The organism is Paenibacillus sp. FSL R7-0189 (genome assembly GCF_037969925.1).
GTDB classification, from domain to species: domain Bacteria; phylum Bacillota; class Bacilli; order Paenibacillales; family Paenibacillaceae; genus Paenibacillus_AQ; species Paenibacillus_AQ odorifer.
Window position 1 is genome coordinate 2,326,464 of record NZ_CP150223.1, and the last position, 11,891, is coordinate 2,338,354.

At 47.4% G+C, this 11,891-nt stretch carries 7 protein-coding genes and 3 rRNA genes; all 10 read right to left on the bottom strand.

Features of this window, described 5'->3' with window-relative positions:
- Positions 1-20: 20 nt before the first annotated feature.
- Positions 21-1,478, bottom strand: a complete 1,458-nt coding sequence (guaB, locus tag MKY63_RS10005) for an IMP dehydrogenase (protein ID WP_036679982.1) — start codon at positions 1,476-1,478, stop codon at positions 21-23.
- A gap of 432 nt (positions 1,479-1,910) precedes the next feature.
- A 5S ribosomal RNA gene (rrf, locus tag MKY63_RS10010) occupies positions 1,911-2,027 on the bottom strand.
- 128 nt (positions 2,028-2,155) lie between these two features.
- A 23S ribosomal RNA gene (locus tag MKY63_RS10015) occupies positions 2,156-5,082 on the bottom strand.
- Between the two features lie 231 nt (positions 5,083-5,313).
- Positions 5,314-6,871: ribosomal RNA gene (locus MKY63_RS10020) — 16S ribosomal RNA — on the bottom strand.
- The 16S, 23S and 5S rRNA genes sit together here, the layout of an rRNA operon.
- 408 nt (positions 6,872-7,279) lie before the next feature.
- Complete coding sequence (gene lysS, locus MKY63_RS10025) at positions 7,280-8,797, bottom strand: lysine--tRNA ligase (protein ID WP_038573979.1); 1,518 nt, start codon at positions 8,795-8,797, stop codon at positions 7,280-7,282.
- A gap of 248 nt (positions 8,798-9,045) precedes the next feature.
- Positions 9,046-9,525 (bottom strand): transcription elongation factor GreA, encoded by a 480-nt coding sequence (gene greA / locus MKY63_RS10030; RefSeq protein WP_036678719.1) that lies wholly within the window; start codon positions 9,523-9,525, stop codon positions 9,046-9,048.
- A 201-nt stretch (positions 9,526-9,726) separates the two neighbouring features.
- Positions 9,727-10,743, bottom strand: coding sequence for a tRNA dihydrouridine synthase DusB (gene dusB / locus MKY63_RS10035; protein ID WP_076130084.1), 1,017 nt, complete (start codon positions 10,741-10,743; stop codon positions 9,727-9,729).
- Between the two features lie 33 nt (positions 10,744-10,776).
- Entirely contained in the window at positions 10,777-10,986 is a 210-nt protein-coding gene (locus tag MKY63_RS10040; protein WP_076099929.1) for a helix-turn-helix transcriptional regulator, read from the bottom strand.
- The gene (gene folK, locus MKY63_RS10045; RefSeq protein ID WP_036678725.1) at positions 10,938-11,489 is read right to left on the bottom strand and encodes a 2-amino-4-hydroxy-6-hydroxymethyldihydropteridine diphosphokinase; all 552 of its coding nucleotides are present in this window, start codon (positions 11,487-11,489) and stop codon (positions 10,938-10,940) included. The genes MKY63_RS10040 and folK overlap by 49 nt, the downstream gene beginning before the upstream one ends.
- An 11-nt stretch (positions 11,490-11,500) precedes the next feature.
- Entirely contained in the window at positions 11,501-11,863 is a 363-nt protein-coding gene (gene folB, locus MKY63_RS10050) for a dihydroneopterin aldolase (protein WP_076138480.1), read from the bottom strand.
- Positions 11,864-11,891 lie beyond the last annotated feature (28 nt).

Here is an 11,891-nt window from a genome sequence, read left to right on the forward strand (position 1 = left end):
AAAATAATACGGTTAGTCCATTATACGGAATAGTTTGGTGCTTCTTTTGTAATTTGCACATCATGCGGGTGGCTTTCACGAAGTCCAGCACTTGTGATGCGAATGAAAGAAGTATCGTTACGCAGTTCTTCCAATGACTTCGTACCGCAATAGCCCATACCTGAGCGCAATCCGCCGATCAATTGATGAACAGTGTCAGAAAGAGGCCCTTTAAAAGCAATACGTCCCTCAATTCCTTCAGGAACGAGCTTTTTATCATCATCTTGGAAATAACGGTCTTTACTGCCTTGTTTCATGGCACTCATGCTGCCCATACCACGATATACTTTGAATTTACGGCCTTGATAAAGCTCAGATTCCCCTGGGCTTTCTTCTGTACCTGCAAACATACTTCCCATCATTACAGCATGAGCACCCGCTGCGATAGCCTTAGTGATCTCCCCAGAATACTTAATACCGCCATCAGCGATAATAGGAATTCCGTACTCACGAGCAACTGTCGCACAATCATAAATGGCTGTAACCTGAGGTACGCCGATACCAGCGATAACACGTGTTGTACAGATCGATCCTGGTCCAATACCTACTTTAACTACAGATGCACCAGCTTCAATAAGTTCACGGGTTGCTTCACCTGTAGCCACGTTACCAGCAACAATCGTAAGATCAGGATACAACTCACGAATTTGGCGAACCGCTTCAATAATATTAATGTGGTGACCATGTGCAGAATCGACTACAATCAGATCCACACCAGCTTTTACTAATGCTGCAGTACGTTCGAAGGTGTCTTTAGAGATACCAACAGCTGCTCCAACAAGTAGACGGCCATGTGCATCTTTGGCTCCGTTAGGGAATTGAATAGCTTTTTCAATATCCTTAATGGTGATGAGACCCTTAAGAATATTATTCTCGTCCACAAGGGGAAGCTTCTCGATCTTATGACGTTGCAGGATACCTTCTGCTTCCTGAAGGGTTGTACCCACAGCAGCTGTTACAAGATTCTCATGTGTCATAACTTCTTTAATCTGAATATTGAAATCATGAATAAAGCGTAAGTCTCTATTAGTTAGAATACCGACAAGTTTATTGTCACTGTCTACAATCGGCACTCCGGAAATGCGATATTTACCCATTAAAAGCTCTGCATCAGATACCATGTGTTCTGCCGTAAGTGAGAATGGATTCGTAATAACTCCGCTCTCGGAACGCTTCACACGATCTACTTCTTCCGCTTGCTGCTCTACAGGCATATTCTTGTGTATAATCCCGATGCCACCCTCACGAGCAATTGCAATGGCCATGGCTGCTTCTGTGACTGTGTCCATACCTGCACTCATAAGTGGAATATTCAACTTCACATTCTTACTTAGAACTGTGGTCAAATCCACTTCTTTAGGCAGTACCTCAGATTTACGCGGAACCAGCAGCACATCATCAAAAGTTAGACCTTCTTTACCAAACTTATCTTTCCACACCTGGGTCATTCCTCCTCGGTTGTTTTAAATTATACCCGCCTACAAACTTTATGAAAGAAGAACCTTTGACTCCAGTCCATTCACGACAGACAATTCTGTACATCTGGGGGCTGAACAAGTGTAGATCTTCAATTAAGGTTTGAGATGCTTATCCAAAAATATATTATTGCCATCTTAGCAAAGGGCATTTGGACTGTCAAGAACATTACATCATCAGAGTAGGTATTCAAAAAACGGCCGCCGAGTAAGCGAATTATTGGACGTTAGTCCGTGCTGGGTGGACAATTTAGTGTGTTAAAAATTCACAATGCGCCTCTGTTCACCTTTTAAGCCACGCTTATCTCCATCTTAGTATCTCAAAATATAGCCTAATGAATTCTCTATTTACATAACAAAAAGACCACTGTCGATTACTCAACAGTGGTCTTGCGTGCTTGGCAACGTCCTACTCTCCCAGGACCCTTCGGTCCAAGTACCATCGGCGCTGGAGGGCTTAACGGTCGTGTTCGGGATGGGTACGCGTGGAACCCCTCCGCTATCGCCACCAAACATGCGTCTGTGAAACAGACGCTGCCGCGTGAAATTCGGTTCATCACCAGAAGTGACAATGAATTTCTAAGCGTATTTCAGGCTTGATGCCTGAAAACTGAATCCGAAACGAATCTGCATTCTAAGTATAGGATAAGCCCTCGACCGATTAGTATTGGTCAGCTCCATGCATTGCTGCACTTCCACCTCCAACCTATCTACCTCGTCGTCTTCAAGGGGTCTTACTAATTGGGAAATCTCATCTTGAGGGGGGCTTCACGCTTAGATGCTTTCAGCGCTTATCCCGTCCGTACGTAGCTACCCAGCCATGCTCCTGGCGGAACAACTGGTGCACCAGCGGTACGTCCATCCCGGTCCTCTCGTACTAAGGACAGCTCCTCTCAAATTTCCTGCGCCCACGACAGATAGGGACCGAACTGTCTCACGACGTTCTGAACCCAGCTCGCGTACCGCTTTAATGGGCGAACAGCCCAACCCTTGGGACCTACTTCAGCCCCAGGATGCGATGAGCCGACATCGAGGTGCCAAACCTCCCCGTCGATGTGGACTCTTGGGGGAGATAAGCCTGTTATCCCCAGGGTAGCTTTTATCCGTTGAGCGATGGCCCTTCCATGCGGTACCACCGGATCACTAAGTCCGACTTTCGTCCCTGCTCGACTTGTAGGTCTCGCAGTCAAGCTCCCTTATGCCTTTGCACTCTGCGAATGATTTCCAACCATTCTGAGGGAACCTTGGAACGCCTCCGTTACTCTTTAGGAGGCGACCGCCCCAGTCAAACTGCCCGCCTGACACGGTCCCCGTACCCGATTAGGGTACTAGGTTAGAACCTAGATACGATCAGGGTGGTATCCCAACGGCGCCTCCACCGAAGCTTGCGCTCCGATTTCTACGGCTCCCACCTATCCTGTACAGATCGTACCCAAATTCAATATCAAGCTGCAGTAAAGCTCCATGGGGTCTTTCCGTCTTGTCGCGGGTAACCTGCATCTTCACAGGTATTAAAATTTCACCGGATCTCTCGTTGAGACAGCGCCCAAGTCGTTACGCCATTCGTGCGGGTCAGAATTTACCTGACAAGGAATTTCGCTACCTTAGGACCGTTATAGTTACGGCCGCCGTTTACTGGGGCTTCGGTTCATAGCTTCGGGTTACCCCTAACCACTCCCCTTAACCTTCCAGCACCGGGCAGGCGTCAGCCCGTATACTTCGCCTTGCGGCTTCGCACAGACCTGTGTTTTTGCTAAACAGTCGCTTGGGCCTTTTCACTGCGGCCCCCTCGTGCTATTCACACTACCGGGGCACCCCTTCTCCCGAAGTTACGGGGTCATTTTGCCGAGTTCCTTAACGAGAGTTCTTCCGCGCGCCTTAGAATTCTCTTCTCGCCTACCTGTGTCGGTTTGCGGTACGGGCACCTTCTCCTGGCTAGAGGCTTTTCTTGGCAGTGTGAGATCATGACCTTCGCTACTATAATTTTCGCTCCCCATCACAGCCCAGCCTTAATGATGTGCGGATTTGCCTACACATCAGCCTCACTGCTTAGACGGACATCCATCAGTCCGCGTCACTACCCTCCTGCGTCACCCCATCGCTCATAGCGGATTACGGTGGTACAGTAATTTCAAACTGTTGTCCTTCGACTACGCCTTTCGGCCTCGCCTTAGGTCCCGACTTACCCTGAGCGGACGAGCCTTCCTCAGGAAACCTTGGGCTTTCGGCGGATCAGATTCTCACTGATCTTTTCGTTACTCATACCGGCATTCTCACTTGTGTAGTGTCCAGCGCTCTTTTCAGTACACCTTCAACCCCTACACAACGCTCCCCTACCCCAGATACATACGTATCTAGCCATAGCTTCGGTGGTGTGTTTAGCCCCGTTACATTTTCGGCGCAGAGTCACTCGACCAGTGAGCTATTACGCACTCTTTCAATGGTGGCTGCTTCTAAGCCAACATCCTGGTTGTCTGTGCAACTCCACATCCTTTCCCACTTAACACACACTTGGGGACCTTAGCTGATGGTCTGGGCTGTTTCCCTTTTGACAATGGATCTTAGCACTCACTGTCTGACTCCCGGCAATAAGTATATGGCATTCGGAGTTTGACTGAGCTTGGTAATCCTTGCGGACCCCGCACCCAATCAGTGCTCTACCTCCACTACTCTTATACCGAGGCTAGCCCTAAAGCTATTTCGGGGAGAACCAGCTATCTCCGAGTTCGATTGGAATTTCTCCGCTACCCCCACCTCATCCCCGCACTTTTCAACGTACGTGGGTTCGGGCCTCCAGTGCGTGTTACCGCACCTTCACCCTGGACAGGGGTAGATCACACGGTTTCGGGTCTACGTCCACATACTCAATCGCCCTATTCAGACTCGCTTTCGCTGCGGCTCCACCTTCTCGGCTTAACCTTGCATGTTAAACGTAACTCGCCGGTTCATTCTACAAAAGGCACGCCATCACCCATAGATCGGGCTCTGACTTTTTGTAAGCACACGGTTTCAGGTTCTATTTCACTCCCCTTCCGGGGTGCTTTTCACCTTTCCCTCACGGTACTGTTTCACTATCGGTCGCCAGGTAGTATTTAGCCTTAGCAGATGGTCCTGCTGGATTCATACGGGGTTTCACGTGCCCCGCACTACTCGGGATCCGTCTCGGAGAGAATACAGTTTAGGTTACAGGGCTTTTACCTCTATCGCGGGCCTTTCCAGACCTCTTCACCTACCATATTCCTTTGTAACTCCATGTGAGACGTCCCACAACCCCTAAGAGCAAGCTCTTAGGTTTAGGCTGTTCCGCGTTCGCTCGCCGCTACTGACGGAATCACTATTGTTTTCTCTTCCTCAGGGTACTTAGATGTTTCAGTTCCCCTGGTCTGCCTCTACACACCCTATGTATTCAGGTATGAGTAACTGCGAATTACCACAGCTGGGTTTCCCCATTCGGACACCCCCGGATCAAAGCTTGCTTACAGCTCCCCGAGGCAGTTTCGTTGTTCGCCACGTCCTTCGTCGGCTCCTGGCGCCTAGGCATCCTCCGTGTGCTCTTATTAGCTTAACCTTGATTCTTCCGAAGAAAAATCTCACTAATAACATTTACTTGTTTACACAAGTTGCTAAAAGATGTTCTAAAACGCAAATTCGTTTCGGTATCCAGTTTTCAAGGATCAAGTCTTACTTGAGAGCTTAAACTCTCAAAACTGAGCAACGAGTGAGTAACAGGCCTAAACCTGAGTTTGGAAGCTGAGCTTCCGATTTGAATGTTCTCATTGCAGAGAACGATTCTCCATAGAAAGGAGGTGATCCAGCCGCACCTTCCGATACGGCTACCTTGTTACGACTTCACCCCAATCATCTACCCCACCTTCGGCGGCTGGCTCCCTTGCGGGTTACCCCACCGACTTCGGGTGTTGTAAACTCTCGTGGTGTGACGGGCGGTGTGTACAAGACCCGGGAACGTATTCACCGCGGCATGCTGATCCGCGATTACTAGCAATTCCGACTTCATGCAGGCGAGTTGCAGCCTGCAATCCGAACTGAGACCGGCTTTGATGGGATTGGCTCCACCTCGCGGCTTCGCTTCCCGTTGTACCGGCCATTGTAGTACGTGTGTAGCCCAGGTCATAAGGGGCATGATGATTTGACGTCATCCCCACCTTCCTCCGGTTTGTCACCGGCAGTCACTCTAGAGTGCCCAGCATTACCTGCTGGCAACTAAAGTTAAGGGTTGCGCTCGTTGCGGGACTTAACCCAACATCTCACGACACGAGCTGACGACAACCATGCACCACCTGTCTCCTCTGTCCCGAAGGCCGCCACTATCTCTAGTGGATTCAGAGGGATGTCAAGACCTGGTAAGGTTCTTCGCGTTGCTTCGAATTAAACCACATACTCCACTGCTTGTGCGGGTCCCCGTCAATTCCTTTGAGTTTCAGTCTTGCGACCGTACTCCCCAGGCGGAGTGCTTACTGTGTTAACTTCGGCACCAAGGGTATCGAAACCCCTAACACCTAGCACTCATCGTTTACGGCGTGGACTACCAGGGTATCTAATCCTGTTTGCTCCCCACGCTTTCGCGCCTCAGCGTCAGTTACAGCCCAGAAAGTCGCCTTCGCCACTGGTGTTCCTCCACATATCTACGCATTTCACCGCTACACGTGGAATTCCACTTTCCTCTTCTGTACTCAAGCCACCCAGTTTCCAGTGCGACCTCAGGTTGAGCCCAAGGTTTAAACACCAGACTTAAATAGCCGCCTGCGCGCGCTTTACGCCCAATAATTCCGGACAACGCTTGCCCCCTACGTATTACCGCGGCTGCTGGCACGTAGTTAGCCGGGGCTTTCTTCTCAGGTACCGTCACTCCGATAGCAGTTACTCTACCGGACGTTCTTCCCTGGCAACAGAGCTTTACGATCCGAAAACCTTCATCACTCACGCGGCGTTGCTCCGTCAGGCTTTCGCCCATTGCGGAAGATTCCCTACTGCTGCCTCCCGTAGGAGTCTGGGCCGTGTCTCAGTCCCAGTGTGGCCGTTCACCCTCTCAGGTCGGCTACGCATCGTCGCCTTGGTGGGCCGTTACCCCACCAACTAGCTAATGCGCCGCAGGCCCATCCCTCAGTGACAGATTGCTCCGTCTTTCATTCTTCTCTCAGGAGAAAAAAGAAATTATCCGGTATTAGCTACCGTTTCCGGTAGTTATCCCAGTCTGAAGGGCAGGTTGCCTACGTGTTACTCACCCGTCCGCCGCTAAGTTATTTTGAAAGCAAGCTTTCAAAATAACTCCGCTCGACTTGCATGTATTAGGCACGCCGCCAGCGTTCGTCCTGAGCCAGGATCAAACTCTCCAATTAGTATTGAAAAGAGCGATATGCTCATTTTGAAACATCTGACGAGAAAATTAATTCTCTAATTTTGGATTTCACTTACGTGATTTCCTACTCACTCGTTGTTCAGTTTTCAAAGATCAAGTTCTCGTTGGCCGCCGTTTAATGTCTCAGCAGCAACTCTTATACTATATCATGTTCGGCTATTTAATGTCAAGCTCTTTTTTTCAACTTCTTTTTCGAGCTCGGCATGTGTATTTCTTGGCCGGACTTAGAATATATCATGTATGGAGATGCATTGCAAGAGTTTTTTTGAAACTAATATTAAATCTCTACATTCTATCGGAGCAATGAAGTAAAAGCACTGCTTCTAATCAACAGTAGCTGAGAGAACTGCCCTTAGACAGCTCCCTTAAGCCCTGTGTTGTATAGATACTATTCAGTACGGTTACGCATATGTGGAAACAGCAATACATCGCGAATCGATGCAGAATTGGTAAGCAGCATGATCAAACGGTCTACGCCGATTCCCAGTCCGCCAGTAGGCGGCATACCATATTCCAGGGCGCGGATGAAATCATCATCCATCTCATGAGCTTCGTCATTACCTTGCTCTTTCTCCTGGATCTGTGCCTCAAAGCGTTGACGTTGGTCAATCGGATCATTCAATTCACTAAATGCATTAGCGTGCTCACGACCCACAATAAACAGCTCAAAACGATCGGTAAAGCGTGGATCCTCATCATTTTTCTTCGCAAGTGGTGAAATTTCAACAGGGTGTCCCATTACAAAGGTTGGCTGAATTAGCGTTTCCTCTACAAATTGCTCGAAGAAAGCGTTAAGGATATGACCGAACGTCATATGTTTCTCAACAGGCACACGATGTTCTTTTGCCAAAGCTTGTGCTTCGTCATCTGTCATGTGAACGCTGAAATCAACACCGGTTACTTCTTTAACAGCATCAACCATAGTTACACGACGCCATCCTGGAGACAGATTTACCTCTTTGCCTTGATAATCCAGCAGTTGTGTACCTAATACCTCTTGGGCAATATGTGCAATCATATTCTCCGTGAGATTCATGATGTCCTTATAGTCAGCATAAGCTTCGTACAACTCAATCATAGTGAACTCTGGATTATGACGGGTCGACATTCCCTCGTTACGGTAAACACGGCCGATTTCGTACACTTTTTCCAAACCGCCAACAATAAGACGTTTCAAGTGAAGCTCGATAGCAATCCGCATATACAGCTGCATTTCAAGTGTGTTGTGGTAAGTAATAAACGGACGCGCAGCTGCTCCGCCGGCGATCGTATGAAGTGTAGGTGTTTCAACTTCAAGATAACCAAGTGAATCCAAATAGCGACGCATCGATTGAATAATTCTCGAACGGGCAATAAAGGTCTGTTGAACTTCCGGATTAATAATCAAATCAACATAGCGCTGGCGATAACGCAGTTCTACATCTTTAAGACCGTGATATTTCTCAGGAAGTGGCAGCAGGGATTTGGACAAGACTTCGAGATTATGCACTTTGATGGAGGTCTCGCCTGTTTTGGTTTTGAATACTGTTCCACGAACGCCGATAATATCTCCCAGATCGAGAACATTAAACGCCGCGTATTGAGTTTCAGGAATGCTGTCTTGACGAACATAAAGCTGAATTCTTCCGCTAAGGTCCTGGATATGCGCAAAGCTGGCTTTACCCATAACGCGTTTTGCCATAATACGTCCAGCAATGCTCACTTCAACAGAAAGCTCGTCCAATTCCTCTTTGGAAAGTCCATCATACTTAGCTACGATATCGCCAGCGTTAGCTGTGCGCTCGTATTTTTTGCCGAAAGGATCAATACCAAGTCCTCTTAGCTCGTCCAGTTTGGCACGGCGGATCTGCAAAAGCTCACTAAGTTCGTTCTCTGCATTGTCCACATTGTTCATTTCCTCGGTCATGCGATTCATCCCCTTATAACTCAGTAATATCATATACACAAGAAGAAACGGCTCCGTCTCCATAGTTAGAGGACAGTCCCGTTCCAGCTCAAAATATAAGCAGTTTGTTTTACCTATCGTTTCTGGATGATTTGAAAAAAGCTTCCCTAAGGAAGCTTTCCCAAACATGTTCCCTTATCTACCTATGTACAGTGAAATGACTAATACATATGGCAGCACATCTATTTACAGACATTAAGGTCTGTATATTACTTCATTCTGATATCGAGAATTTTATATTGAATAACTCCTGCAGGTGTAGAAACATCAACAACCGTACCTATTTTTTTCCCGATAATAGCTTTGCCTACCGGACTTTCGTTGGAAATCTTGTTATTCAGTGGATCAGACTCTGCTGTACCTACGATCGTATACTCCATAGTGTCCCCATATTCCAAATCCTCGACACTTACAGTAACACCAATACTTACTACGTCAGTAACGATCTCGTCGCTATTGATGATACGCGCGTTGCGAAGCATCTTCTCCAAAGTGAGAACGCGTCCTTCGATAAAAGCTTGCTCATTCTTCGCGTCTTCATACTCCGAGTTCTCACTGATATCTCCGTAGCCAATCGCTACCTTAATCCGTTCAGCAACCTCACGGCGTTTTACGGATTTGAGGGTCTCCAGCTCATCTTCCAGACGTTTTAGCCCGTCCGGCGTAAGGATGACTTCTTTATCGCTCATCTCAACCGATTCTCCTGTCGTATACAATTATTGAAAACACCATACTATATGCTAATCTAGAAGGATAAGAACCCTCCCTGCTGCATTGCTCTTACTGTAACGGCGATTTTATACTGTGAAATTATATTGGAACCGCTACAAAATGTCAATGACACCACATATAAAGTCAGATGTGTTCAAATATCAGCAGAAAAAAGGCGATTATACAGCAGAAGAAGACATCTCAATGCCCTTGCTCTCTTCTTCATGCTTTAATTGAACGACAAAATCATTCAATATCCTCACCATTCCATCGCGTTTTGTTTCTGTCATGAGAACATCCTTCACTCTAGCGGCAGCCTTCAAGCCTTTTAAGTACCAAGCCATATGCTTACGCATCTCACGAACAGCTACAGCTTCTCCCTTAAGAGCTACCAGACGATCCATATGAAGAATAGCAACCTTAATCTTCTCATCCAAGCCAGGTTCAGGCATAAGCTCGCCGGTGCTCAAATATTGAATGGTACGATACAACATCCAAGGATTACCGAGTGCTCCACGCCCGATCATTACACCATCGCAGCCAGTCTGATCCAACATAGCCCGAGCATCTTCCGGTGTATTAACATCTCCGTTGCCGATAACGGGAATGGAAACTGCTTCTTTTGCCATCTTGATGTAGTTCCAGTCCGCATGGCCTGTGTAAAGCTGCTCCCGGGTACGACCGTGTACGCTGACAGCCTTACCGCCGGCACGTTCAACCGCACGCGCATTATCTTCGACAAAAATATGCTCGCTATCCCAGCCAATCCGCATTTTCACGGTTACCGGTTTATCGACAACATCGACAACCGCAGAGACCATTTCATAGATTTTGTCGGGATTCAAAAGCCAGCGGGCTCCCGCATCACATTTAGTCACTTTTGGCACCGGGCATCCCATATTGATATCGATAATATCAGCATTGGTTTCTTTATCAACGACTTTAGCTGCTTGCACCAGTGATGCTCTATCCCCGCCAAAAATCTGCAAACTAAGCGGTTTCTCCCGTTCATCTACAAACAACATTTCGCGAGTACGTGTATTTCCGTGAATAATGGCCTTATCGCTTACCATTTCCGCACAGACCAGACCTGTACCAAATTCCTTAGCGATCAGACGAAAAGCCGGATTGCACACGCCAGCCATAGGTGCCAGAACAACCTGATTTTTCATCTCGATATCGCCAATCTTCAGCATTCGTATCACTTCCTGCCTTTTAATTCTTGGAAATTATGAGTTGGGATCCACAAGCTCTTCTGTTGTAACCCCTAGAACATTCGCAATTTTATCTAAAATTTGATCTTCTAATCGTCTGTTACCCCTCTCGACTGCACCAAGCACAGCCAAGGAAATTCCGGCAAGATCCGCAAGATCCTGTTGAGTATACCCTTTTAGCTTACGGAATGCCCTGACCCTCCGTCCCAAACGCTTGTTGTCCACAACCGAATTCCTTCCTTCCCGTCTATGTCTTGAAGCGCTGCTGTAATCAGCTTGCGGAGTCCGGAAGATTGTTCATTCTGTGGAACGATGTCACTGAGCGGAAACAATACAAAAGCACGCTCTAACATGCGTGGATGCGGTAACGTTAAATGTGGTGTATCGAGCACCTGACCCTCAACCCACAACAAATCCAAATCTACCGTTCTCGGTCCATAGCGGATATCCCGGATACGACCCAACTGCGTTTCAATCCCCAACATCACTTCCAGCAAGGACTCGGGCGCAAGTGTGGTTCGCAAAGCTGCTGCCATATTGAGAAACTGCGGCTGATCTAAATAACCTACTGGCTCTGTCTCGTAAACTTTGGAGCAGCGGACCACCGATATTTCATCATGAGCGTCCAGTCTGTTCAAAGCCTCTGACAGTGTGCCCTCGCGGTCACCCAAATTAGCCCCTAAAGCAATATAAGCCTCTGATTCTTCAGAGGTGGAATGTATATTCATGGACCTTGTTCTCACTTTCTAGTTCTGCGCAGCTCTACAGTCACTCCCTGAAAATGAATGTCGAAAGGCGGATGAGGTTTAGTTACCTTAACCGTTACTGCATTGATAACAGTATAAGTGTCCAGTACGGAGGATGCAATATATTCTGCCAAAGCTTCGATCAACTTAAAAGACTTTATTTCGACAATATTTTTGACTAATTCATGAACTTCAGCATAATTCACAGTTTGATTCAAATCATCATTCAAGCCCGCACCCTGCAAATCAAGCTCAAGCTCTAAATCAATGTAAAAACGTTGTCCCAGCTTACGCTCTTCCTCAAATACACCGTGGTATCCGTAATATTCCATGCGATGCATTGTCATTTTATCCATGATTAATCCGCCCTTTTTCGTAAAATAT

Bases quoted from the DNA above. Each gene is read 5' to 3' on its own strand.
- lysS (WP_038573979.1), bottom strand. From the start codon at position 8,797: ATGACCGAGGAAATGAACAATGTGGACAATGCAGAGAACGAACTTAGT.
- greA (WP_036678719.1), bottom strand. From the start codon at position 9,525: ATGAGCGATAAAGAAGTCATCCTTACGCCGGACGGGCTAAAACGTCTG.
- dusB (WP_076130084.1), bottom strand. From the start codon at position 10,743: ATGCTGAAGATTGGCGATATCGAGATGAAAAATCAGGTTGTTCTGGCA.
- folK (WP_036678725.1), bottom strand. From the start codon at position 11,489: ATGAATATACATTCCACCTCTGAAGAATCAGAGGCTTATATTGCTTTA.
- folB (WP_076138480.1), bottom strand. From the start codon at position 11,863: ATGGATAAAATGACAATGCATCGCATGGAATATTACGGATACCACGGT.